This window comes from Pseudomonas sp. GM74 (assembly GCF_000282455.1).
GTDB lineage: Bacteria > Pseudomonadota > Gammaproteobacteria > Pseudomonadales > Pseudomonadaceae > Aquipseudomonas.
Genome location: NZ_AKJG01000085.1, coordinates 1 through 23,808, shown reverse-complemented (window position 1 = coordinate 23,808; position 23,808 = coordinate 1). Strand labels below are relative to the sequence as shown.

General features: G+C 61.1%; 26 protein-coding genes. 11 read left to right on the top strand and 15 right to left on the bottom strand.

Features of this window, described 5'->3' with window-relative positions; translation table 11 throughout:
* Positions 1 to 59: 59 nt before the first annotated feature.
* Entirely contained in the window at positions 60 to 818 is a 759-nt protein-coding gene (locus PMI34_RS10725) for a helix-turn-helix transcriptional regulator (RefSeq protein ID WP_008051193.1), read from the bottom strand.
* A gap of 134 nt (positions 819 to 952) precedes the next feature.
* Here PMI34_RS10725 and PMI34_RS10730 point away from each other — a divergent pair, with 134 nt between their 5' ends.
* On the top strand, positions 953 to 1,768 hold the full coding sequence (locus PMI34_RS10730) for a UDP-2,3-diacylglucosamine diphosphatase (RefSeq protein WP_008051190.1): 816 nt from the start codon (positions 953 to 955) through the stop codon (positions 1,766 to 1,768).
* Positions 1,769 to 1,906: 138 nt separating this feature from the next.
* On the opposite strand, the gene PMI34_RS10735 is transcribed toward PMI34_RS10730, so the two are convergent.
* Both PMI34_RS10735 and PMI34_RS10740 read right to left on the bottom strand, forming a co-directional pair.
* Positions 1,907 to 2,497, bottom strand: coding sequence for an HD domain-containing protein (locus PMI34_RS10735; protein WP_008051187.1), 591 nt, complete (start codon positions 2,495 to 2,497; stop codon positions 1,907 to 1,909).
* Positions 2,498 to 2,524: 27 nt separating this feature from the next.
* Positions 2,525 to 2,836, bottom strand: a complete 312-nt coding sequence (locus PMI34_RS10740) for a DUF962 domain-containing protein (RefSeq protein ID WP_008051185.1) — start codon at positions 2,834 to 2,836, stop codon at positions 2,525 to 2,527.
* Positions 2,837 to 2,995: 159 nt separating this feature from the next.
* Here PMI34_RS10740 and PMI34_RS10745 point away from each other — a divergent pair, with 159 nt between their 5' ends.
* Positions 2,996 to 4,057 (top strand): AraC family transcriptional regulator, encoded by a 1,062-nt coding sequence (locus PMI34_RS10745; protein WP_081498093.1) that lies wholly within the window; start codon positions 2,996 to 2,998, stop codon positions 4,055 to 4,057.
* On the opposite strand, the gene PMI34_RS10750 is transcribed toward PMI34_RS10745, so the two are convergent.
* A complete protein-coding gene (locus PMI34_RS10750) occupies positions 4,014 to 5,468 on the bottom strand; it encodes a TrkH family potassium uptake protein (RefSeq protein ID WP_008051183.1) in 1,455 nt (484 codons plus the stop codon). The genes PMI34_RS10745 and PMI34_RS10750 overlap by 44 nt on opposite strands.
* Before the next feature lie 121 nt (positions 5,469 to 5,589).
* Between PMI34_RS10750 and PMI34_RS10755 the strand changes: the two genes are divergently transcribed.
* The gene (locus tag PMI34_RS10755) at positions 5,590 to 6,156 is read left to right on the top strand and encodes an NAD(P)H nitroreductase (protein ID WP_008051182.1); all 567 of its coding nucleotides are present in this window, start codon (positions 5,590 to 5,592) and stop codon (positions 6,154 to 6,156) included.
* Positions 6,157 to 6,261: 105 nt separating this feature from the next.
* Here PMI34_RS10755 and PMI34_RS10760 read toward each other — a convergent pair whose 3' ends face one another.
* The 6 genes from PMI34_RS10760 to PMI34_RS10785 form a co-directional block, all read right to left on the bottom strand.
* Positions 6,262 to 7,605 (bottom strand): sensor histidine kinase, encoded by a 1,344-nt coding sequence (locus PMI34_RS10760; protein WP_008051181.1) that lies wholly within the window; start codon positions 7,603 to 7,605, stop codon positions 6,262 to 6,264.
* A gap of 109 nt (positions 7,606 to 7,714) precedes the next feature.
* Positions 7,715 to 8,164 carry a pilus assembly protein gene (locus PMI34_RS10765; RefSeq protein WP_008051180.1) on the bottom strand — a complete coding sequence of 150 codons (450 nt, stop codon included), beginning with the start codon at positions 8,162 to 8,164 and terminating at the stop codon, positions 7,715 to 7,717.
* A gap of 125 nt (positions 8,165 to 8,289) precedes the next feature.
* Positions 8,290 to 8,967 carry a response regulator transcription factor gene (locus PMI34_RS10770; protein WP_008051179.1) on the bottom strand — a complete coding sequence of 226 codons (678 nt, stop codon included), beginning with the start codon at positions 8,965 to 8,967 and terminating at the stop codon, positions 8,290 to 8,292.
* A 7-nt stretch (positions 8,968 to 8,974) separates the two neighbouring features.
* Positions 8,975 to 9,388 (bottom strand): hypothetical protein, encoded by a 414-nt coding sequence (locus PMI34_RS10775; protein WP_008051178.1) that lies wholly within the window; start codon positions 9,386 to 9,388, stop codon positions 8,975 to 8,977.
* A 123-nt stretch (positions 9,389 to 9,511) separates the two neighbouring features.
* Entirely contained in the window at positions 9,512 to 9,811 is a 300-nt protein-coding gene (locus tag PMI34_RS10780; protein WP_008051177.1) for a YciI family protein, read from the bottom strand.
* Between the two features lies 1 nt (position 9,812).
* Entirely contained in the window at positions 9,813 to 10,409 is a 597-nt protein-coding gene (locus tag PMI34_RS10785; RefSeq protein ID WP_008051176.1) for a septation protein A, read from the bottom strand.
* A gap of 87 nt (positions 10,410 to 10,496) precedes the next feature.
* Between PMI34_RS10785 and PMI34_RS10790 the strand changes: the two genes are divergently transcribed.
* From PMI34_RS10790 to arfB, 7 genes are all read left to right on the top strand, one after another.
* On the top strand, positions 10,497 to 11,360 hold the full coding sequence (locus PMI34_RS10790; protein ID WP_008051175.1) for a PHP domain-containing protein: 864 nt from the start codon (positions 10,497 to 10,499) through the stop codon (positions 11,358 to 11,360).
* A gap of 13 nt (positions 11,361 to 11,373) precedes the next feature.
* On the top strand, positions 11,374 to 12,003 hold the full coding sequence (locus PMI34_RS10795; RefSeq protein WP_032829738.1) for an L-threonylcarbamoyladenylate synthase: 630 nt from the start codon (positions 11,374 to 11,376) through the stop codon (positions 12,001 to 12,003).
* Between the two features lie 60 nt (positions 12,004 to 12,063).
* Complete coding sequence (locus PMI34_RS10800; RefSeq protein ID WP_172435389.1) at positions 12,064 to 12,822, top strand: segregation and condensation protein A; 759 nt, start codon at positions 12,064 to 12,066, stop codon at positions 12,820 to 12,822.
* A gap of 11 nt (positions 12,823 to 12,833) precedes the next feature.
* A complete protein-coding gene (scpB, locus tag PMI34_RS10805) occupies positions 12,834 to 13,805 on the top strand; it encodes an SMC-Scp complex subunit ScpB (RefSeq protein WP_008051174.1) in 972 nt (323 codons plus the stop codon).
* 294 nt (positions 13,806 to 14,099) lie between these two features.
* Entirely contained in the window at positions 14,100 to 15,320 is a 1,221-nt protein-coding gene (gene rluB / locus PMI34_RS10810; protein ID WP_008051173.1) for a 23S rRNA pseudouridine(2605) synthase RluB, read from the top strand.
* 852 nt (positions 15,321 to 16,172) lie between these two features.
* Entirely contained in the window at positions 16,173 to 17,585 is a 1,413-nt protein-coding gene (locus PMI34_RS10815; RefSeq protein ID WP_008051172.1) for an amino acid permease, read from the top strand.
* A 229-nt stretch (positions 17,586 to 17,814) separates the two neighbouring features.
* Positions 17,815 to 18,228 (top strand): alternative ribosome rescue aminoacyl-tRNA hydrolase ArfB, encoded by a 414-nt coding sequence (gene arfB, locus PMI34_RS10820; protein ID WP_008051171.1) that lies wholly within the window; start codon positions 17,815 to 17,817, stop codon positions 18,226 to 18,228.
* Here the strand turns inward: arfB and PMI34_RS10825 are convergent.
* The 5 genes from PMI34_RS10825 to phhA all read right to left on the bottom strand — a co-directional run bounded on the left by PMI34_RS10825 (position 18,225) and on the right by phhA (position 22,632).
* Complete coding sequence (locus tag PMI34_RS10825; RefSeq protein ID WP_008051170.1) at positions 18,225 to 19,424, bottom strand: MFS transporter; 1,200 nt, start codon at positions 19,422 to 19,424, stop codon at positions 18,225 to 18,227. The two genes, arfB and PMI34_RS10825, sit on opposite strands and share 4 nt — an antisense overlap.
* A 99-nt stretch (positions 19,425 to 19,523) precedes the next feature.
* Positions 19,524 to 19,721, bottom strand: a complete 198-nt coding sequence (locus PMI34_RS10830; protein WP_008051163.1) for a hypothetical protein — start codon at positions 19,719 to 19,721, stop codon at positions 19,524 to 19,526.
* A 470-nt stretch (positions 19,722 to 20,191) separates the two neighbouring features.
* On the bottom strand, positions 20,192 to 21,385 hold the full coding sequence (locus PMI34_RS10835) for an amino acid aminotransferase (RefSeq protein ID WP_008051161.1): 1,194 nt from the start codon (positions 21,383 to 21,385) through the stop codon (positions 20,192 to 20,194).
* Positions 21,385 to 21,741, bottom strand: coding sequence for a 4a-hydroxytetrahydrobiopterin dehydratase (locus PMI34_RS10840; protein ID WP_007975310.1), 357 nt, complete (start codon positions 21,739 to 21,741; stop codon positions 21,385 to 21,387). The genes PMI34_RS10835 and PMI34_RS10840 overlap by 1 nt, the downstream gene beginning before the upstream one ends.
* A gap of 105 nt (positions 21,742 to 21,846) precedes the next feature.
* Positions 21,847 to 22,632, bottom strand: coding sequence for a phenylalanine 4-monooxygenase (gene phhA / locus PMI34_RS10845; RefSeq protein ID WP_008051160.1), 786 nt, complete (start codon positions 22,630 to 22,632; stop codon positions 21,847 to 21,849).
* Positions 22,633 to 23,054: 422 nt separating this feature from the next.
* Here phhA and PMI34_RS10850 point away from each other — a divergent pair.
* Positions 23,055 to 23,808: sigma 54-interacting transcriptional regulator (locus PMI34_RS10850; RefSeq protein WP_008051159.1), on the top strand; the 754-nt coding region annotated here is incomplete at its 3' end.

Sequence of the window (23,808 nt, the reverse complement as noted above, 5' to 3'; positions counted from 1 at the left end):
ACGAACAGAGGCCTCATTGAAGCGCGTAATGGTCGTTCAAGTCTGTCGGCAAACTCGCGTTATTTGTCGCCAGCCTCGCGCCGCAGTTTTCCGGGCGATGCTCCGAACTCGCGCAGCACCGCCGCCGCGAAGGCACTTTGGGAGCTGTAGCCGACGCGGCTGGCAACCTCACCGATGGGCAGCGCCGAGCTACGCAGCAAGCCCACCGCGATGTGCAGGCGTCGGCTGCGGATGTAGTCCATCGGCGTCTGCCCGCATTCGGCCACGAACCGTGCATGCAAACGCCCACTGGAAAGGCCGGCGACCCGGGCCAGGTCGGCCACTTGCAGCGGGTAGGCCGCGTACTGATCGATGTGCGCGTTCAGCGCCGCATAGGGCAGGCGCCGACCGCCGACGGCCTCGGGCCTGGCATTGTTGAGACTGGCCAGCAACAGAACCGCACCTTGTTGTGCGATCAGCGGATCATCGACCGGACTGTTCGCCAGCCAACTGACCAATTGGCTTTGTCCCGCGTCCAGGGGCAGGCGGCCGGCGTTGTCGAGCAAGCGTCGGCTGGACTCGGCGTGATCGCCCAACGACTGCGAAACCCATTGTTCGCTGGGCACATCCAGCACCAGGCAGCGACTGCCATTGGCGCTGCCACACGCGTGATGCGCGCCGGAGGGCACCACCACGAAACTCTGCTGGACCACCTGGCTGCCACGGCCGTCGACCTCGAAATCCAGGGCGCCCGAAAGCCCGAACACCAATTGCGCGTGTTCATGGCTGTGGACGATCAGGTCGTGGCTGTATTGGCGGAGCGTGAGGATCGGTCTCATCGCGGGTCTCCCGGTTCAGGGCGTCAGTCTACACCGAGCGGGCCAACAAGCGCTGTCACAGGACTGACTTGGCGCTGTCATGGACCATTAACCGGCTCGGGGCAGACTTGGCAAAACTTGCCAGAGGGTTGCCCATGACCAGCGCCGAGCTCGCCAAACCCACCCGTAAGCAACGCGTACGGACCTTATGGATTTCCGATGTGCATTTGGGCACCCGGGATTGTCAGGCTGAACATCTGTCGCAGTTTCTCAAGAGCTACCACGCAGACAAGATCTACCTGGTCGGCGACATCATCGACGGCTGGAAACTGCGCGGCGGCATGTACTGGCCGCAAGCGCACACCAACGTCATCCGCCGCCTGCTGACCATGAGCAAGCGCGGCACCGAGGTGATCTATGTCACCGGCAACCACGATGAATTCCTGCGCCGCTATTCGAAGCTGATCCTGGGCAATATCCAGTTGGTGGACGAAGCCGTGCACGTCACCGCCGACGGCCGGCATCTGCTGGTGATCCATGGCGACCAGTTCGATGTGATCACCCGTTATCATCGCTGGCTGGCGTTTCTCGGTGACTCGGCCTACGAATTCACCCTGACCCTCAACCGCTGGCTCAATCATTGGCGCGCGCGATATGGCTACGGCTACTGGTCGCTGTCGGCCTACCTCAAGCACAAGGTGAAAACCGCGGTCAGCTTCATCAGCGACTTCGAGGAAGCCATCGCCCATGAATGCGTCAAGCGCGAACTGCACGGTGTGGTGTGCGGGCACATTCACCATGCCGAGATTCGCAAGGTCGGCGAGGTGGATTACCTCAATTGCGGCGACTGGGTGGAGTCGTGCACGGCGCTGATCGAGCATTGGGATGGTTCGATCGAGTTGTATCGCCTGGCGGATGCCCAGGCGCGCGAGGCGCAGATGAAGGCGGCGAAAGTCGCCGAGTTGGCCTGACAGTCATTCGGTGTTTGTACTGGCCTCTTCGCGGGCAAGCCCGCTCCCACAGTGGGCGAAGGTGAGCACAAAACTTGTGGTCGCCAGATAACCCTGTGGGAGCGGGCTTGCCCGCGAATGGACCGCGAAGCGGTCCTGTCAGGCCGGCGAGCGTTCTTCCATCGCCGCCTTGTAAATCGAGTTCCTGGGGTGCGCAAACAAGCGCTCCATCATCGGCTCGAAAAAGCTCAACGGCAGCGTGTCGTACGCCGGGTCAAACGCCGCCGCATCGTACCTGGCGCAGAATTCGACGGTCGCCTGGTACTGCGGATGGTCCTTGAATTGCTCGCGCAAGTGCCGATCCATGCCCAGGTGGTGGAAGAAGTAGTAGCCCTGGAAAATCCCGTGCTTTTCCACCATCCACAAGTTCTCGGCGCTGACGAACGGCTTGAGGATCGCCGCCGCGATGTCCGGGTGGTTGTAGGAACCCAGGGTGTCGCCGATGTCATGGAGCAGGGCGCAGACCACGTACTCTTCGTCGCGGCCATCGCGCCAGGCGCGGGTGGCGGTTTGCAGGGAGTGGGTCAGGCGATCCACCGGGAACCCGCCAAAATCACCCTCCAGCAGCTTCAGGTGCGCCACGATCCGTGCAGGCAATTGTCTTGCGTAGGCACTGAAGTCCGCGGCGATGATCGTCCAGTCTTCCTGTGTGCCATCTTTCATGTGGGTGAAGCGGGCATTGGCATTCATCGGCAACTCTCTTGTGACGCAAGTCAGCTAGAACGGAACGCGCCCCAGAACCATGTCCCGGTACATGACAAAATCGCCGAGCAGGCTATAGAAGGGGTGTTGGAACGTTGCCGGGCGGTTCTTCTCGAAGAAGAAATGCCCGACCCAGGCAAAGCTGTAGCCTGCCAGCGGCAGGGCCCACAACAGCATCCAGGCTCCGCGACCAATGGTCAGCGTCAGAATCAAGATAACCAGGGTCGTGCCGATAAAGTGTAAACGGCGGCAGGTACTGTTGCTGTGCTCACTGAGGTAGTAAGGATAGAACTCAGCGAAGCTGTTGAATCGTTTGACGTTTTCCACGACAGCGATCTCTGTGGTTATTGTTCTTGCTGCAAGTTGTTCTGCGGGTAGCTTATTTGAGTCTAGAGTGATCAATGGCATCAGCCAGTGACAATAGGCGCCACTTTAGTATCCTTCGGTCAATAGCCGTAGCATTCGGCCACCATGTAAGAAAACGCCATGAGCGAACGAACGACTTCTGCAAGCTGGGCGATGGGGATTGTCAAAGCGCTGGAGATGGACGGCCTGGATTGCCGGGTTCTGTTCAAACAGCTGGGGCTCGACTACGCAGCACTGGATGATCCGGACGCACGCTTCCCGCAAGATTCCATGACACGGTTGTGGCAACGCGCGGTCGAGCTGTCCGGCAACCCGGCCATCGGCCTGAACATGGGCAAGGTAGTGCGACCGGCGCAATTTCATGTGGCGGGCTACGCCTTGATGTCCAGCCAGACCTTGGCCGAAGGCTTTCAGCGTCTGGTGCGTTTTCAGCGGATCATCGCCGAAAGTGCCGACCTGAGCTTCCAGCTACTGGAAGAAGGTTACGCGCTGATTCTGACGGTGCATGGCGATCACCTGCCGCCGACCCGGCAAAGCGCCGAAGCTTCGCTGGCCTGTGCCCTGGCGCTGTGCGGCTGGTTGACCGGGCGTACATTGCAACCACGTAAAGTGTTGCTGCAAGGCGCCGAGCCGGCCAACCTGGAACCCTATAAGCAAGCCTTCCATGCACCAATGGTGTTCAACGCGCCTTACGATGCGCTGATTTTCGAACGCGCCGATCTGGAAGCCCCACTGCCGACGGCCAACGAGGCCATGGCGCTGTTGCATGACCGCTTTGCCGGTGAATACCTGTCGCGCTTTTCCGAAAGCCGCGTGACCCACCAGGCGCGGCAGGTGTTGTGCCGCCTCTTGCCCCAAGGCGAGCCCAAGCGCGACACCGTGGCGCAGACGCTGCATCTGTCCCAGCGCACCTTGCAGCGGCGCTTGCAGGAAGAAGGCACGAGTTTTCAGGCGCTGCTGGACGATACCCGGCGCGAGCTGGCCGAGCAGTACCTGGCGCAACCGACCATGACCTTGCTGGAAATTGCCTACTTGCTGGGGTTTGCCGATCCGAGCAATTTCTTCCGTGCTTTCCGCCGCTGGTTCGATGCCACACCCGGCGAGTACCGGATGCGGCTGATGCAAGCATCTGAAGCGGTCAATGACGCCAAAATGCCGGAATGCACAGCACAAACACCGTAATGATCTCCAACCGGCCCAGCAGCATGCCGAAGGAGAGAATCCACTTGGCGGCATCCGGCAGGGTGGCGAAGTTACCCGCCGGGCCGATGGTTTCTCCGAGCCCCGGGCCGACACCGGACACGGTACTGGCCGCGCCGGTGAGGGCGGTCATCCAGTCCACGCCGAGCAGCGACAACAGCAGCGCAATCACGCAGATGGTGATTGCAAAGAAGAACGAAAAGGTCAGGATCGACCGCACGATTTCTTCGTCGAGGCGGTGACCGTTGTACTTCTGCTTGATCACCGCGCGCGGGTGGATCAGCTGGTTAAGGTTGGCCTTGAGCAGGATATAGGCCACCTGGAAGCGGAAAATCTTGATACCGCCCGCGGTCGAGCCGGAGCAACCGCCGACAAACCCCAGATAGAAGAACAGCATCAGCGAGAAATTACCCCAGAGGCTGTAGTCCCCCAGTGCAAAACCGGTGGTGGTCACCACCGATGTCACGTTCAGCGCCACATGCCGCAACGCCTCCAGCCAATGCAGCTGGGTAGTCCACCAATACCAGGTGCCGAGTACCAGCCAGGTCACCAGCAGCATGCCGAGCAGGCCTTGAACCTGTTCATCCTTGATCAGCGCCCGACGGTTGCCACGCAACGTGGCGACATACAGGGTGAACGGCAGGGCGCCGAGAATCATGACGACGATCGCGACCCAATGCACCGCCGGTTGCGGCCACTTGGCCAAAGACTGGTCGGAGGTGGAGAAACCGCCGGTGGAAATCGCCGACATCGCGTGGTTGATCGCGTCGAACAGGCTCATCCCGGCCCACCAGAACGCCAGGCTGCCGACAATGGTAATGCCGACGTAGGCCGCCACGATCAGCCGCGCCACCATGTGCGAGCGGGGCATGACTTTTTCCGAGCGGTCCGACGATTCGGTCTGGAACAGCCGCATGCCGCCGATGCGCAACAGCGGCAGGATCGCCACCGCCATGCCGATGAACCCGATGCCGCCGAGCCAGTGCAGCAACGAGCGCCACATCAGGATGCCGGGGGACATGGTGTCCAGGCCGCTGAGTACGGTTGCGCCAGTGGCGGTGATGCCGGACATGCTTTCGAAGAATGAATCGGTGTAGCTGATGTGCTGGGTCAGCAGGAATGGCAGCGCGGCGAAGATGCACACCACCAGCCAACTGCTGACGGTCAGCAGGTACATGTCCCGGGGGCGCAGGTGAATGTGTTCGGGACGCCCCGGAATCACCAGCGCCAAACCGGCCACAAAGGTGATCATGCTGGCCCAGAGGAACGACGGCAGATCGCTGGTGCGCTCGAAAATGACCAGCGTGGCCATGGGCACGACCATGGAGATCGCCAGCGTGATCAGGAAGATGCCGATGATGAAACCAATGATCCGTAAGGTCGGCAACGCCATGAGGTCCGCTCGGCTGATAGTGGAAAGGGCGCCATTCTACCTGCGGGGCAGGGCATGTAAACCGGCACCGCTGCGGCAGTTACCGCTAGAATAGCCGCACAAATTTTTCAGGAGGTGGCCGATGCAGGCTCTCGACGCTTTGCTCAACCGTGTTTCCGTTCCACGACTGATTGACCCGGCACCCACTGCCGAGCAGCGTGAGGTGCTGTTTGGCGCCGCCATGCGCGCCCCGGATCACGGGCACTTGCAGCCTTGGCGTTTCCTGACGGTGGAAGGCACGGCGCGTGAGCAGATGGGCGAGTTGCTGGCCGAAGCGGCGAAACTTTCGGACGGCGAAGTCAGCGAAGCGGCCATCGACAAGGCGCGCAATAATCCGCTGCGGGCACCGCTGGTGGTGGTGGTGATTGCGCGGTTGCAGGATCACGTCAAGTATCCTAAGTCCGAGCAGTTGCTGGCGGCGGGCTGTGCGGCCCACGGGATTTTGCTCGCAGCCTATGCCCAGGGCATCGGTGCGGTGTGGCGTACCGGTGACCTGGCTTACTCGCCCCATGTGGCCAAGGGGTTGGGCCTGGCGGAGGGGGAAGAGGTGATTGCTTTCCTGTACCTGGGTACACCGCAGAAAGAACCGCGAGTGGCCGAGAAGGTCGACCTGGCCGAATTTGTCAGCGCCTGGTCCGGCAAGGCCTGACACTGCAGAACCTGTGGGAGCGGGCTTGCCCGCGAAAGCGGAGTGTCAGCCACCACAATGCTGGATGGGGCGACGCCTTCGCGGGCAAGCCCGCTCCCACAGGTTTCAGGGCTGGACAACAGCCCCCGGCACCAACGGCAATTCCAGACTGGCAATGAACCCGCCCTCTGGGTGATTGGCCAGCACCAGGCTGCCGCCATGTCGCTCCGCCGCGCGACGGGCGATGGCCAGGCCCAAGCCGTGTCCTGCCGCTGTCTGCCCCGGCGCCCGATAGAACGGCTCACCGAGCTGGTTCAAATATTCGGCACTGACCCCTGGCCCGTGATCGCGCACGGTCACGACGATCCGCTCTCCCTGACGCAACGCCTGCATTTCGATCGGCAGGCCACCCACCGGATTGAAACGCTGGGCATTGCGCAGCAAGTTGTCGACGGCCCGTTCGATCATGGTCGGCCAGCCCTTCAGATTCAGCTGCGACTCGGCTTCGAGATGAACGAGCTGCTCGGGTGAACCGAGTTGCGCATCCTTTTGCAGGGTATTGAGCAAGGCGTTCAGGTCCACCTCTTCGGCACTGGCGTTATCGGAGTCGACCCGCGCCAATACCAGGATTTCGCTGATCAGCGCTTCCAGTCGGTCGCACTCGCGGGTCAGGCGCGGCCAGAGCTGTTCCCGTTCCTGTGGGGTGGCCCGTTCGGCCAGCGCCAGTGCGATACGCAGGCGAGCGAGGGGAGAACGCAGTTCGTGGGAGACATCGCGCAGCAGTTGCCGCTGACTGCCAATCAGGCTTTGCAGGCGCGCGCCCATGCGGTTGAAGTCATTGGCCAGCACGCCGAACTCATCGCGACGGTTGGCCAGTTTGACCAGGCTGTTTTGTTGATAGGTGGTTTGGCCAAGGTCATGCACTGCGCCACGCAGACGGCTGAGCGGGCGGGTGATGGAAAAGGTCACCAGCAGGCTGAACAGGGTCAGCACCACCAGGGCGATACCCAGCGCACTGAGCGGCCAGAGCAGGCTCTCGCGGTGCCAGGCGTTCAGTTCCGGGTGAGGAATGCGGTAGATGAACAGGAAGGTGTCACCGGTTTTTTCACTGGTGAACTCATCGGTCAGACGCCGCCATGGCAGGCGCCGGTCATCGTTGTTCTGGCGCGCCTCAAAGGCCGCCGCACGTCTGGGGAAGGTGCCGCGCACCACCGGATCGCCGCTTTCGTTAAGCACCTGAACGTCGATGTGATACTGGCGTTTGCGTTGCTGGAGAATATCCTGGGCGGCGTCTTCGCCCTGGCTTTCGTAGGTTTGCGTCCACTCTTCGGCCAGCGTGTTGAGGCCCGGGTGGCGGCTGAGAATCCAGGCGTCCTGGTTGAGCATGTGCCCGAGCAGGATGGAAAGCCCTGCAACCAGAGCGATGGCCAGCCAGAAGCTGGCCAGGATACGCCAGAACAATGAACGCACGGGAAATCCTCGAACAAGCACAGATCAGTGTGGGAGCAAGCCCGCTCCCACATTAGATCAAAAACATCAGACCCAACGGTGATGAGCCGTCGGGTCCGGGGTTAGCGCATTATTGCGCCTTTTGCGGTTGTTGCGCTTTCCAGGCCTTGAACTCGGCCCACTCGGCGCGACGTTCAGCCTGTTTTTTCTGGATCTCGTCGAATTTCTTCTGTTGATCCGGTTTCAGCAAGGCGCGCACGTCAGCTTCAGCTTTCTTGTGGTTGGCGGCCATCTCGTCTTTCATGGCTTTCTGGTCGGCTGGCGAGAGTTTCTCCAGGTACTTGTCGACCAGTTGCTTACGCTCGTGCATCTGCTCGCCCATGACCTTGCGAATCTGCTCGCGCTGTTCGCGGCTCAGGTCCAGTTCACTGTACGGGCCTTTACCGTGCATGCCGTGCATCTGACCGCCGTGGCGCGAACCGTCCATCGACCCATCCATCGGGCCTGCGCCTTCGGGCATGGCCATGGCCACGGTCGGCAGGGCAGCAGCGAACATCAGAGCGATAAGAGTCTTGCGCATGGTGTATCTCCTTGTCTCGTTCCCGGTACGTTCCGGATGAGCACAGATTACGCAGATCAAGGTCAGCGGCGGTCAGCGGAGGGTAAAGCTTTGGTAAACATGATTTTCGGCCGACCTGACAAAACCTACAGGCTGTAGTAGTAGCCGCGGCTGCGCAGGGCCACGATGCGCGGTCGGCCATCGGGGTGCGGGCCGATTTTCTTGCGCAGGTTGCTGACGTGCATGTCCAGGCTGCGGTCGTACAGGGTCAGCTTGCGGCCGAGGGCGATCTGCGCCAGTTCCTGTTTGTCCAGGGGCTCGCCGGGTTGCTTGAGCAAGGCTTCCAGCAGGCGGCTTTCGGAGACGGTGAGGGTGAATTCCTGTTCGTCGATGCTGACCACGCCGCGCACCGGGCTGAAACACAGGTCGCCCAGTTCGATCCGGCTGGACACCGCCGCCGGGTGGCTGCGACGCAGGACGGCACGTAGGCGGGCGGTCAGTTCCCGTGGGTCGCAGGGTTTGGCCAGGTAATCGTCGGCGCCGAGTTCCAGGCCAAGGATACGGTCCAGGGGTTCGCCCCGGGCGGAGAGCATAAGCACCGGCAAATCCGGGTGATCGTTGCGCAACTGCTTGAGCAGCTCCAGGCCGCTGCCATCGGGCAACATCACATCCAGTACCACGGCCGCCGGGGCGGTTTCGGCCAGTGCGCGGCGTGCGCTCTGGCCGTCGTGACAGGCACGCACCTGAAACCCTTCCTGGCTCAGCCAACTGCTCAGGAGCTCACACAGCTCCTGGTCATCATCAATCAGTAACAGCTCGCTCATGACTCACTCAATTTAGCCATTGTCGACGTTTTCGACTTGCTCCACTGGCGAAGATACCGCAGAGCAGAGCCAATAGCGCTACCCCGGCGCCGATGACGAACCATTGTTGCTGGTCGGTCAGCAGGCGCGGCAGGGGACTGCTGGCCTGGGCTTCCTTGAGTTGCAGCTTCAATCGCTGGTTCTCCTGGCGCAACCGGGCCAGCAGCGGGCTTTCGCGTTCGCCATCGGCAGTTTGCAAATGCTTGTTCAGTTCTTCCCGTTGCCGTTCGCTTTCTTTCAAGCGTTGCTGCAACTCGGTGATCTGGCTGCCGGCGCTCAGGGAAAGTGGCGTCGAGTTGCCACCCTCGGCGGATTCTTCACCGTGGGCGGGCGCCACGATCGACAACGTGACCAACATCAGGCACAACGGACCCTTGCGCATGGCGACTCCTGGTTCCAATACGAGTATTGGGGAAGTTGTCGGCCGGCAAACGAGAATAATGAGCGATTGAGAACGCGATGAACCGATATGGTTCACCGCGTGGGGGCAGTTGAAAGAAGAAAGTTACGGCAGGACTTGCTTGAACGGCTTGACCAGAACGTTGGCGTAGACGCCGGCGGCGATGTACGGATCGGCGTCGGCCCAGGCCTGGGCGGCGCTCAGGGAGTCGAATTCGGCAACGATCAGGCTGCCGCTGAAACCCGCCGCGCCCGGATCATTGCTGTCGATCGCCGGGTGTGGGCCGGCCAATACGATGCGACCTTCGCCCTTGAGCGCTTGCAGGCGCTCCAGGTGTGCAGGCCGTGCGGCCAGGCGGGCTTCCAGGGAGTTGGCGACGTCTGTGGCAATGATTGCGTAAAGCATGTCAGTCCTCGGTTTTAGGCGATGTGGTATCGGCGTCGTGCAGATGGCGGGACAGGTAGATGCCCTGACCGACCAGGAACAGCAAAGTCATGCCCAGGCTGCCGAAGACCTTGAAGTCGACCCAGTACTCCTGGAAGGTGAACGCGACGAACAGGTTGGCGGCACCGCAAAACAGGAAGAAGGCGATCCAGGCGATGTTCAGGCGCGTCCAGACCGGTTCCGGCAGGGTCAGCGCGTGGCCCATGATGCGTTTGATCAGCAGGCTGTCACCGACGAAGTGGCTGCCGATGAACGCCAGGGCGAACAGCCAGTTGACCACCGGGGCTTTCCACTTCAGGAACGTCTCGCTGTGGAACGCGAGCGTCAGGCTGCCGAAGACCAGGCAGGCGACCAGGGTCAGCCACTGGCTCTTCTCCAGCTTGCGCTGTTTGACGAACAGCGTGCCGTAGACCACCAGGGAACTGACGATCAGCATCGCGGTGGCGCTGTAAATACCGCCTACAGTGACCTCATGGCCGGCGATGTCGACGACCCGTGGATCGGTTTTGAAGACGATGAAAAACAGCAGGAGCGGGATGAAATCGATGAATTGTTTCACAGTGGCAGCCAGAAGCAGGATGTGGCGGCATAATAACAAACATATGGGCGCGCGATAGCGCCAGCTGATTTGAGGTTACAAAGCCCTGTGAATGTTGATTTGCACTGCCATAGCACGGCCTCCGATGGCGCCCTGGCGCCTGCGGTTCTGGTGGCGCGAGCGTTCGAGAAAGGCGTGCGAGTCCTGGCCTTGACCGATCACGACACCCTTGAAGGCCTCGACGAGGCCCGGCATGCGGCCACCGCGCTGGGGATGCAACTGGTCAATGGCGTCGAATTGTCCTGCACCTGGGGCGGCGCGACCATTCATGTATTGGGCTACGGTTTTGACGTGAATGCCGCGCCGTTGGTCGAGGCCATCGCCAGATTGCATGATGGCCGCTGGCTACGCTCCGAGGAAATCAGCCGCAAACTGGCGCTCAAGGGCATGCCGGGGGCGCTTGAAGGCGCTCGGGAGATCCAGCAGGAGCTGGGCGACAGTGGTAACGCGCCGGCCCGCCCGCATTTCGCCGACTGGATGGTGCGTGAAGGTTTCGTCAAGGATCGCGCCGAGGCGTTTCGCAAATGGCTGGGCGCCGGCAAGCTGGGCGACGTCAAGCAACACTGGCCGACCCTGGAAGAAACCGTCGAAACCCTGCGCGCGGCCAAGGCCTGGGTCAGCCTGGCACACCCCTGGCACTACGAATTCACTCGAAGCAAGCGCCGTCGTCTGATTGCCGACTATATTCAAGCAGGGGGCCACGCCATCGAAGTGGTCAATGGTTACCAGCCTGCCGAGCAAGTGGGCAGCCTGGCCATTCTGGCCCGCGAGTTCGGTCTGCTGGTCAGCGCCGGCAGTGATTTTCATGGCCCAGGAGGCTGGTCGGAGATCGGTGAATACCGGCCACTCCCTGAGGATCTGCCACCGCTATGGTGTCGATTCAAACATGACCCAGTTATTGCCGCCGTCTGAACAGGTAGAGAATGTGAGTCAATTTTTCCAGATTCATCCGGAAAACCCGCAAGCGCGCCTGATCAAACAGGCAGTCGAAATCATCCGCAAGGGCGGGGTGGTGATTTATCCCACGGACTCTTCCTACGCCATAGGTTGCCAGATCGGCGACAAGGTGGCCGTGGAGCGCGTTCGGCGCCTGCGGCAACTGGATGAGAAACACAACTTTGCGCTGATTTGCAGCGACCTGTCGCAACTGGGCCTGTTCGCCAAGATCGACACCGGCACGTTCCGCATTCTCAAGGCCCATCTGCCGGGGCCCTATACCTTCATTCTCAACGCCACCCGCGAAGTGCCGCGGCTGTTGTTGCACCCCAAGAAACGCACCATCGGCCTGCGCGTGCCGAGCCACCCGATTGCCCTGGCGCTGCTGGCTGAACTGGGCGAACCGTTGATGAGCGTGACCCTGATCATGCCCGGCGATGAAGATCCGTTGAGCGACCCCCATGAAATGCGTCAGTTGCTCGAACACCAGGTCGACCTGATCATCGATGGCGGCTTTGGCGGGATCAAGGCGTCCACCGTGATCAGCCTCGCCGACGGCGAGCCGGAAGTCATTCGCGTTGGTTGCGGCGACCCTGCGCCGTTCATGGTCGAGGCCTAGATGTCTGCAGTAGAACCCGTCGACAGTCAGGCCGGAGCCCAGCAGGAACTGCCCTTCGCCATGGTCTACGGCCAGGCGGTCATGGAAATGCCCCTGGACCTGTACATCCCGCCGGATGCCCTCGAGGTCTTCCTCGAGGCATTTGAAGGTCCGCTCGACTTGCTGCTGTACCTAATCCGCAAACAGAACATCAACATCCTCGACATTCCAGTGGCGGAAATCACTCGCCAATACATGGGCTACGTCGAGTTGATGCAGTCGGTACGCCTGGAACTGGCCGCCGAATACCTGGTGATGGCCGCGATGCTGGCCGAGATCAAGTCGCGGATGCTGCTGCCACGGGCCGAAACCGTCGAAGACGAAGAGGAAGACCCGCGCGCCGAACTGATCCGTCGCTTGCAGGAATACGAGCGCTTCAAGGCTGCCGCCGAAGGCATCGACGGCCTGAGCCGCGTCGGTCGCGACGTAGTGGTGCCCAAACTCGACGCCCCGGAAGCCCGGGCACGCAAGTTGTTGCCGGACGTACGTCTGTCCGAGTTGCTGCTGTCCATGGCCGAGGTCTTGCGCCGTGGCGACATGTTCGAGAGCCATCAGGTCAGCCGCGAGGCGCTGTCGACCCGCGAACGCATGAGCGATGTGCTGGAGCGCCTCAAGGGCGGCGGTTTCGTGCCGTTTGTCGAGCTGTTCACAGCAGAAGAAGGGCGCCTGGGAGTGGTGGTGACCTTCATGGCGATCCTTGAATTGGTCAAGGAATCCCTGGTCGAGCTGGTGCAGAATGAGCCATTTGCCGCGATCCACGTGCGAGCCCGAGCCGAATAACGAGTCGAAACATGAACCTGACTGAACCCCGCGATCTGGCACCCTTGCTTGAAGCCTTTCTGTTGGCCTCGGGAAAGCCGCAATCTTTGGAAAGCCTGTTCGAACTCTTCGAGGAGGGCGAGCGCCCGGAACCGGCGGTCTTCAAGAAAGCCCTGACGATTCTCGCCAAATCCTGCGATGGCCGGGCGTTTGAACTCAAGGAAGTGGCCTCGGGGTATCGCCTGCAGATTCGCGAGAAGTTTGCGCCGTGGGTCGGGCGCCTGTGGGAAGAGCGCCCGCAGCGTTACTCCCGGGCCATGCTGGAAACCATGGCGCTGATTGCCTATCGCCAGCCGATCACCCGCGGCGAAATCGAAGACGTGCGGGGCGTGGCGGTCAACAGCAATATCGTCAAGACCTTGATGGAGCGCGAGTGGATCCGTATCGTCGGCTACCGCGACGTGCCCGGCAAACCGGCGATGTTCGCCACCACCAAGGCGTTCCTCGATCATTTCAACCTGAAGAACCTCGACGACCTGCCGCCGTTGGCGGAACTGCGCGAGCTGGAACCGGATCCGGTGCTCGATTTCGACGACGCCCCCGTACCCGCCGGGCTGCAAGAGTTGGCCGATGCCAGCGCCGAGCCGGAAGAGCCGAAAGAAGAGACCAGTTTCCACACGCTGTTGCTGGAACTGGACAGCATGGAAGAGGGGATCAAGACCGACTTCGACGATTTGCTGCGTGACGGTGCCTCGCCTGAGTTCGATCCGCAACAGTCGGTTATCGAACCGGAAGTCGAAGCAGCACAGCCCGAGCCTGAACCGGAAGGCGAGCCGGAGCAGGACGACGACATCCTCGGCGTTGCCGAGGCCCGGGAAAAGCTCCTGGCCGCCGTTGCCGCCCTCGAACAGTCGAAACCCGAGCCCGAACTGTCGGACGAAGAAGCCGAAGCCCAGGCCCTGGCGCAAGCAATCGAAGCCGAACGCCGTCAGTTCGAAGACTGATCGCAATGTCTGCGACCACCAAAGATCCCTGTGGGAGCGGGCTTGCCCGCGAATGCGGTGGGTCAGTCAATAAATATGCCGACTGACACGCCCTCTTCGCGGGCAAGCCCGCTCCCACAGGGGATTGTGTTCATAGCAGAGCTGCGGGTCACCGGCCAGCGGAAAAACAAATAACCTTGCCTTGATCAGCTAGTCTCTGATGCGCAAACGGCCGCATGCGCGTATGATTCGCGACCCTTCGGCGATCCCTTCGCCCAAGTACCCAGTTTTCAGACCACACCGGGAGGTGCCCAGATGAGTATCAAAGACCAGCAAGACGACCAGCCAATCGGCCCAGCAGGCGAAAAACTGCAGAAAGTCCTCGCCCGTATCGGCGTCGGCTCGCGCCGTGACGTGGAAGCCTGGATCAGCCATGGCCGCATCAAGGTCAACGGCAAAGACGCCACCCTTGGCCAGCGCGTCGACATGCACGACGCCATCACCATCGATGGCAAGGTGATCAAGCGCGAAGAGGCCGCCGAGTCGGTGCGCCGCGTGATCATGTACAACAAGCCCGACGGCGAGATCTGCACCCGTGTCGACCCGGAAGGCCGTCCGACCGTATTCGACAAGATGCCGCGCCCTAAAGAGGGGCGCTGGATCAACATCGGTCGCCTGGACATCAACACCACCGGTCTGCTGATGTTCACCACCGACGGTGAACTGGCCAACCGCCTGATGCATCCTTCCTACGAAATGGACCGTGAATACGCGGTACGTGTGCGTGGCGAAGTCGATGACGAGATGATCGAGCGCCTGAAGGCTGGCGTTGTCCTTGAAGATGGTCCGGCCAAGTTCACCGACATCAAGCAGGCACCAGGCGGCGAAGGTTTCAACCACTGGTATCACTGCGTGGTGATGGAAGGTCGTAACCGCGAAGTTCGTCGCCTGTGGGAATCCCAGGGCCTGGTGGTCAGCCGTCTGAAGCGCGTGCGTTTCGGCCCGGTGTTCCTCAACTCCGACCTGCCGATGGGCCGCTGGCGCGAAATGAGCCAGTACGAAGTCGACATTCTGAGTGCCGAGGTCGGCCTGACGCCGGTCGCGATGCCGCAGATGAACGCCAAGAGCAAAGACAAGCTTGACCGGATGCAGCGCAAGTCGTCGCGTCCGATGGCCAAGACCGAGCGCGTGCGTACCCTGCGTCCAGCCACCGGGGCTCCTGCCGCTCCTGTTGCGCCGCGTGCAAGCCGCGAGCCGCAGATCGAAGGCGAGCGTCCAGGGCGCAAGCCAGCCGCCCGTCAGGACGGCGAACGCGGCCCGCGCACGCCACGTCCGGCCAATGGCCGTACCGAGCGTGGTGAAGGTCGTGGTACGCCGGTAGCCGATCGCCCGGCCGACACCAAGCGTCCGGCCAAGCCTGCGCCGAAGCGTCCGGGGATCAAACTGGTCGACGGAGACACGCCGTCGGGCAAGCGCCGTGGCGCACCGGCCGGTTCCGGCCAGCGTCCGGGCTTTGGTCGTCGCAAGCCGGAATAATCGGCTGAGCGCTTCATAAAAAACGCCAACCTTCGGGTTGGCGTTTTTTTTGGGCTGGCTTTAGCGATGGGGTGTTTTCAAGGGCCTCTTCGCGGGCAAGCCCGCTCCCACAGGAGACCGGGTTGTTCTGGAGAAACGCGATCCATTGTGGGAGCGGGCTTGCCCGCGAAGGCGTCAGCGGCAACACCACACTCTCCCGAATGGAAACCCGATGTTACGGTCTGTAAAGAAAACCTGACAAAATTCACCGATTAGCCCCGTGGATTCGCCATTCCCAGGATGCCGTAAGAAAACGCTTACGCATCAACGCCTTCCTTCCTTCTTTCAGCCCTCTGGCCCGCTTGTTTCACCGCTCCATGCAGGGTGTTATGCGCGCCATGCCTGTCGTGCAGGTGCATAACAAAAAGGAGGCGCAATGAACGCCGTATTCCATCTCCATCTCTCTGCGAGGGGCGGTTTTCCTGCCTTTCCCGTCGATGATCCGCAAGGGTCTGATTCATTTTTTGCAGCCGCCCGAGCCTCTCGGGGCGGACACAGGCAATCCCGGCCATAGACACGCTTGTCCAGCGGGTCTGGCAGCAGGGGGTTACGGGTGTACAATGCGCCGCGTTTTACCTGTGACCTCCTGCGCATCTGCGCAAACCTCAAGGCTATCCGCCTTGTTCACTCCGTCGCGTCACGAGCGTGTCGGGTTCGATTTCGTCACAGATAAAAACAAACAGGTGACGCATGACCGTTGTAAATACGCTGAACTCCTGGTGCCTGCGCTGGGGTTTGATCGGTGCCGCTTAACGCCTTTCTTGAGCAGCAACGTCTACTGAACATCATCAAACCTTGCGTGAGACCCTTTTCATGAGTGGACAACACCCGCAATCAGGCGAGCTGAAACGCGGCCTGAAAAATCGCCACATTCAATTGATCGCCCTCGGCGGCGCGATCGGTACCGGCTTGTTCCTCGGCTCGGCCGGGGTGCTGAAGTCCGCCGGCCCGTCGATGATCCTCGGCTACGCCATCTGCGGCTTCATCGCCTTCATGATCATGCGCCAACTGGGCGAAATGATCGTCGAAGATCCGGTTGCAGGCTCCTTCAGCCATTTTGCGCACAAGTACTGGGGCGGCTTTGCCGGCTTCCTGTCGGGCTGGAACTGCTGGATCCTGTACATTCTGGTGGGCATGTCGGAGCTGACCGCGGTCGGCAAGTACATCCACTACTGGGCGCCGGACATCCCGACCTGGGTCTCCGCAGCGGCCTTCTTCGTGCTGATCAACGTGATCAACCTGGCCAACGTCAAAGTCTTTGGCGAGGCCGAGTTCTGGTTCGCGATCATCAAGGTCGTGGCGATCGTCGGCATGATTGCTCTGGGCAGCTACCTGCTGGTCAGCGGCAACGGCGGCCCGCAGGCAGCGGTCAGCAACCTGTGGTCCCACGGTGGCTTCTTCCCGAACGGCGTCAGCGGTCTGGTGATGGCCATGGCTTTCATCATGTTTTCCTTCGGTGGCCTGGAAATGCTCGGTTTCACCGCTGCCGAAGCCGACAAACCGAAAACCGTGATTCCGAAAGCCATCAACCAGGTGATCTACCGGATTCTGATTTTCTACATCGGTGCCCTGGTCATCCTGCTGTCGTTGACGCCGTGGGACAGCCTGCTGACCACCCTGAACGCCTCCGGTGATTCCTACAGCGGAAGCCCGTTCGTGCAAGTGTTCTCGATGCTGGGCAGCAACACCGCCGCGCACATCCTCAACTTCGTGGTCCTGACCGCGGCGTTGTCGGTGTACAACAGCGGCACCTACTGCAACAGCCGCATGCTGCTGGGCATGGCCGAGCAGGGCGATGCGCCGAAGGGCCTGGCGAAGATCGACAAGCGCGGCGTGCCGGTGCGTTCGATCCTGGCCTCGGCCGCCGTGACCCTGATCGCGGTACTGCTGAACTACCTGATCCCGCAAAACGCGCTGGAGCTGCTGATGTCGCTGGTGGTGGCCACCCTGGTGATCAACTGGGCGATGATCAGCTACTCGCACTTCAAGTTCCGCCAGCACATGGACAAGACCAGGCAGACGCCGCTGTTCAAGGCCCTGTGGTACCCGTACGGCAACTACATCTGCCTGGTGTTCGTGGTGTTCATCCTTGGCGTGATGCTGTTGATACCGGGGATTCAGACGTCGGTGTATGCGATTCCGGTGTGGCTCGTGTTCATGTGGGTCTGCTACGGCATCAAGAACAAGCGTAGTGCTCAGCGTGCCTTGCAGGCCGCAGTGGAGTAACTCCGCGCAGAAACAACAAACCCGGCCAGGTGCCGGGTTTTTTGTGGATATCGAATTCATGGCATGACATTAAACCCTGTGGGAGCGAGCTTGCTCGCGATGAGGCCGTGTCAGTCGACATCATCGTTGTCTGACACACTGCTATCGCGAGCAAGCTCGCTCCCACAGGGATCGCGTTTGTCTGACCCTTTCGCGGTATCCTGCACGCTCTGAATACGGACGCTTTTCCATGCTGGTCATTTCCAACAACGTGCAGCTGCCGGATGCCGAGATCGAGTTGACGGCCATTCGCGCGCAAGGCGCCGGTGGGCAGAACGTCAACAAGGTCTCCAGTGCCGTGCACCTGCGCTTCGACATTCCGGCGTCGTCCTTGCCCGAGTTCTACAAGGAACGGCTGCTGGCGTTGCGCGACAGCCGCATCACCGCCGACGGTGTGTTGATCATCAAGGCCCAGCAGTACCGGACGCAGGAGCAGAACCGCGCCGATGCGCTGTTGCGGCTGACCGAGTTGATCCAGAGTGCCACCAAGGTCGAGAAAAAGCGCCGCCCGACCAAGCCGACCCTCGGCTCGAAGACCCGTCGCCTCGAATCCAAGAGCAAGCGCGGCAACATCAAGGCCGGGCGCGGGAAGGTCGACTTCTAGCGGGCGTCCCGCGCCTCGCGTTGCTTCGGTGCCTGCCGGTACAGGTAAAGGCTCAGCATCAAACCGCTGAGCGCGGCGAGGGCGGCGAACAGGAAGATCGAAGCAAAACCGAACCCGGCAGCAATGGCGCCAGCGAGCGGCCCGGTGATGCCCAGCGACAAATCGATGAACAGCGAATAGGCGCCGACCGCCGCGCCACGACTTGAGGCGGGCACCAGGTTGACCGCTTCCACGCCGAGCGCCGGAAACACCAGTGAAAAGCCGAAGCCGCTCAGCGCCGCGCCCGCCAGAGCCCAATGGGCATCGGGTGCCAGCCACAGCAACAGCAAGCCCAGGGTTTCCACCGACAGGCAGGCAATGGCCACGCGAAAGCCGCCGAGGCGGTTGATCAGGTTGCCGAACAGTAAGCGCGCGCCGATGAAGCTGGCGCCGAACAGGCTCAGACACAGCACCGCGTTGTCCCAGTGTTGCGTGGCGTAATACAGGGTGATGAAGGTGGCGATGGTGCCGAAGCCGATGGAGCCCAGGGCCAGGCCGCAACCGTGGGGCAAGACTCGCCCCAGTACATGCATGAACGGCAGGCGCTCGCCGGCAACGATCGGCGCGGCGGTTTTCGGCCAGGCCAGCAGCAGGCCGAGAACGGCCAGCAAAACAATGCTCACGCCCATGCTCCACAAGCCCAATTGATGGACAAGCAACACGCCCAGGGGCGCGCCGACAGCCAGTGCGCCATAGCTGGCGATACCGTTCCAGGAGATAACCTTGGCCGTGTTCGCCGCGCCGACCCGGCCGATGCCCCAGCCAATCGAGCCCGAGCCCACCAGGCTTTCCGCGCTGCCGAGCACCAGGCGGCCGATCAACAGGCTGATCAGACTCAAGGTCGGCAGGCTCTGGGTCCAGGCCGAGATCAACATGAACACGCCGCTCAGGCCGCAACCGGCCAGGCCATACATCACGGCCAGTTTGCTGCCCTTGTTGTCGATGATCTTCCCGGCATAGGGGCGGCTGAGCAGGGTGGCCAGGTATTGCACGCTGATCACCAGGCCGGCGACCACCGCGCCGAAGCCCAGGTCGCTGTGGACGTAGCCGGGCAATACGGCCAGGGGGATGCCGATGTTCAGGTAGCCGATGAAGGTGAAAAGGACGATGGAAACGACTTGCAGCGTGACCGCCAGGGGGCGCTGGTTTTCAGGCATGGGTAAAGGTCCACGGTAAAGCAGGATAGATAGGCTGCTTATGATAGCGGTGTGGACGGTCACAGGTTGTGAAAAAGTAAAACTATTTGCCGGGCGGCGTCATTCAGGCTTGGCAGGTGCGACCAGTTGCGTGGTGACCAGGGCGGCCAGCGCATTTTCCTGAGTGCCGAAGCGGGCGAGCAAGGCGGCTTGTTTCTCGGGGGAGAGGCGATTCCAGATCCCGATCATTTTCTCGGCGGTGCCGATCAGGACGCTGGCCTGCTTTTCATCAAAGGTTTCGCTGAGTTCATCGGTCATGGTGCAGGCTCGCGTTTCAGGCAGTGTGGAAAGCGCATGGTAGCGCTTTCCACACGGTCTGTACGGCGGGTGTTTCAGTCTTCTCTGTCAGCCTGGCGGCTGTCAGTGGCTTCTTTCGGCTCGGGCTGTTGGGCTCCGGCTTGCTGCGTGGTCGTCTGCTCAGGTACGTGCAGGCTTGGGAAGGGGAGATTAGGAATCTCGTGCATGGTTGCGCTCCTCGCTAAGTCTGTTGATAGATCTGGTAGATCCGCGCTTTGAAAAAGCCTGGGCAGGATACAGCACTGAAAATGACAAACGGACTTTTATATCCATTTGTTTCGACGGATGGGATTGTCTAGACATGACTGGAGGAGCGACACAAAACAAATGTGGGAGCGAGCTTGCTCGCGATAGCGGCCTGACAGTCAACAGAGATGTTGAATGTTATGGCCTCATCGCGAGCAAGCTCGCTCCCACAGGGTTTGGTGGTGTTATTTGCAGACTGCGGCAATCGCCTCGGCCAGCAGATCCAGGCGCGTGGCATCAATCCCCGCCACGTTGGCCCGGCCCGAGCTGACCATGTACACGCTGTGATGATCCCGCAGGTTCTTCACTTGCTCAGGTGAAAGGCCGGTGTAGGAGAACATCCCGCGTTGCACGCCAATGTGTGCAAAGCGCTCGCGCAAACCGTGAGGCTCCAGCGCCTCCACCAGACCGCTGCGCAGTTGGGCGATACGCAGGCGCATCGCTTCAACTTCGTCGGCCCACAGGCGTTTCAGCTCTGGATCGCCGAGGATGGTCGCCACGACAGCAGCGCCATGGTCCGGCGGCGTCGACCACAGGTTGCGGGCGATGTTGGCCAGTTGGCTGCGGATGTCGGTGAGCTTGTCGGCGGTTTTCGCGCAGACAATCAGCGCGCCGGTGCGGTCGCGGTACAGGCCGAAGTTCTTCGAGCAGGAACTGGTGATCAGCAGTTCCGGCAACTCGGCGGCGAACAGTCGGGTCGACCAGGCATCCTGTTCCAGACCATCGCCGAATCCTTGATACGCGAAGTCGATCAGTGGCAGCAGTTCGCGCTTGCGTACTACTTCCAGCACCCTCTGCCAGTCATCCCGGGACAGGTCGAAACCGGTCGGGTTGTGGCAGCAGGCGTGCAGCAACACCACGTCACCCTTGGGGGCTTCATTGAGTGCCGCCAACATGCCGTCGACGTCGAGCCGGTTGTCGCTGCCCACGTAGGGGTAGTGGCTGACCTTGACCTTGGCTGCCGCAAAAATCGTTTCGTGGATCGGCCAGGTCGGGTTGCTCAGCCACACGCCGCGCCCCGGCAGGCACTGGGCGATGAAGTCCGCGCTCAGGCGCAAAGCCCCGGTGCCGCCCGGAGTCTGGGTGACGCCGGCGCGTTGTGCGCTGATCAGCTTCGAGTCGGCGCCCAGCACCAGTTCATTGATCGCTTTGCCGAACGCCGGCTCGCCATGACCGCCGATGTAGGTCTTGGTGGTCTGACGCTCCACCAGCCGCGCCTCGGCCAGTTTCACTGACTGAGGAATCGGCGTCAGGCCTTGGGCGTCTTTATAGACACCCACGCCAAGGTCGAACTTGCATGGGTTCGGGTCCTGCGCGTAGGCCTCCATCAGGCCGAGGATCGGGTCGCCAGGCACTCGACCGATGGCGTCGAAATGCATTACTTGCGCCCCTCGGCGTCCTTCGCCACTTCGTCAGTGCGCGCGGCCATGATGAAGTCGTTGCGGTGCAGGCCCTTGATCGAGTGGCTCCACCAGGTCACGGTCACTTTGCCCCACTCGGTCAGCAGGCCCGGGTGATGGCCTTCAGCCTCGGAGATTTCACCGACGGCGTTGGTGAAGGCCAGTGCATGTTTGAAGTTCTTGAACAGGAAGACCTTTTCCAGCTGCATGATGCTGTCACGTACTTCGATGTTCCAGTCCGGGATCTGCTTGATCAGGATCGGCAGTTCTTCGTCGCTGACTTGTGGAGCGTCGGCGCGGCAGGCTTCGCAATGGGCTTGGTTCAAAGTGGACATGGTGTGTTTCCCGTAATCGAGTGTTTTTATATCGGTCGACAGTGCCGTCACGCTAAACCAAAGCGACGGTGACTGACAGACTCACTTGTCAGCAAAAGTCGCGGTTCACGCAGCCTTTGGCGGAAATTTCGGTGTGTGCAGCCCCATCTGCATCGCTTGCTTGACCATGCCCATGATGTCTTCGTGGGCCAGGTCGAACAGGCGCTTGAGGTTCGGCAGAGCGAAATACAGGGGTTGCAGGATGTCGATGCGGTACGGCGTGCGCATGCATTCCAGCGGGTCGAAGGCTTGGTGTTCAGGCTCGTTCGACAGGCTGTAGACGGTCTCTTTCGGTGAGGACAGGATGCCGCCACCGTAGATGCGCTGGCCTTGCGGGGTGTCGACCAGGCCGAATTCGATGGTCATCCAGTACAGGCGCGCCAGGTACACGCGTTCTTCCTTGGACGCCTTGAGGCCGAGCTTGCCGTAGGTGTGGGTGAATTCGGCGAACCAGGGGTTGGTCAGCAGCGGGCAGTGACCGAAGATCTCGTGGAAAATGTCCGGCTCTTGCAGGTAATCCAGTTCTTCGCGGGTACGAATAAAAGTCGCCACCGGAAACTGCTTGCTGGCCAGCAATTCGAAAAAGGTCTGGAAGGGAATCAGTGCGGGAACCCGGGCAACCTGCCAGCCGGTGGTTTCACCCAGGACCTTGTTGATTTCGCCGAGTTGAGGAATGCGGTCGTGGGGCAGACCGAGTTTTTCGATACCGTCCAGGTACTCCTGGCACGCACGCCCTTCGATCACTTTCAGTTGGCGAGTGATCAGCGTGTTCCACACCGCGTGTTCTTCGGCGGGGTAGTCGATAAAACCTTGCGCATCGGGCTCGCGAGCCACGTATTGCGTCTGCTTCATGCTGCTCTCCTGCTAGGGGATTTCGTTCTTGTTATGTACTGCTATGGACCTAGAAATACCCCAAGGATTGCACTGTTGCAGCAGGTATCCGGCGTCAATCGTAGGAAAATCCCTCAATAATCGTAAAGTTTTCGTTACGAATTGGGCGTGGTCGCGCAGCTATTGAGATTTACTGGTTTGAAAACCCCTTTGCCTGTCACATAATCTTGACGACTATCTGAGCGCGTCGAAAGAAAAATGCGATCGAGCGCACACTGCAATACCCCTGTGGGAGCGGCGGTGCGACGATTCGACTTGCTCGCGAAAGCGTCGGCATATCCAACGTAGCTGTATCAGGCAGACCGCTTTCGCGAGCAAGCCCGCTCCCACAGGTTGCGCGCCAGGCGTCACAACCTCAATCACTGCTTTTTCAGGCCTTTTATATGCGTATCAAAGTCCACTGCCAGAACCGCATCGGCATCCTGCGCGACATTCTCAACCTGCTGGTGGAGTACGGGATCAACGTGGCCCGTGGTGAAGTGGGGGGTGAGCATGGCAACGCCATCTACCTGCATTGCCCGAACCTGATCAACATTCAGTTCCAGGCCTTGCGACCGAAGTTCGAAGCGATTGCCGGGGTCTTCGGCGTCAAGCGTGTAGGGCTGATGCCCAGCGAGCGTCGGCACATGGAGCTCAATGCCCTGCTCGGTGCGCTGGAGTTTCCGGTGCTGTCGATCGACATGGGTGGTTCCATCGTCGCGGCCAATCGGGCTGCGGCGCAGTTGCTGGGGGTGCGGGTCGACGAGGTGCCGGGTATTCCCCTGTCGCGCTACGCCGAGGATTTCGATTTGCCGGAACTGGTGCGCGCCAACAAATCGCGAATCAACGGGCTGCGGGTCAAGGTCAAGGGTGACGTGTTCCTGGCCGACATCGCGCCCTTGCAGTCGGAGCACGACGACAGCGAGGCCATGGCCGGTGCTGTGCTGACGCTGCACCGCGCCGACCGGGTGGGTGAGCGCATCTACAACGTGCGCAAGCAGGAATTGCGTGGCTTCGACAGTATCTTCCAGAGCTCGAAAGTGATGGCCGCGGTGGTGCGCGAAGCGCGGCGCATGGCGCCGCTGGATGCGCCGCTATTGATAGAAGGCGAAACCGGCACCGGCAAAGAGTTGCTGGCGCGGGCCTGCCACTCTTTGC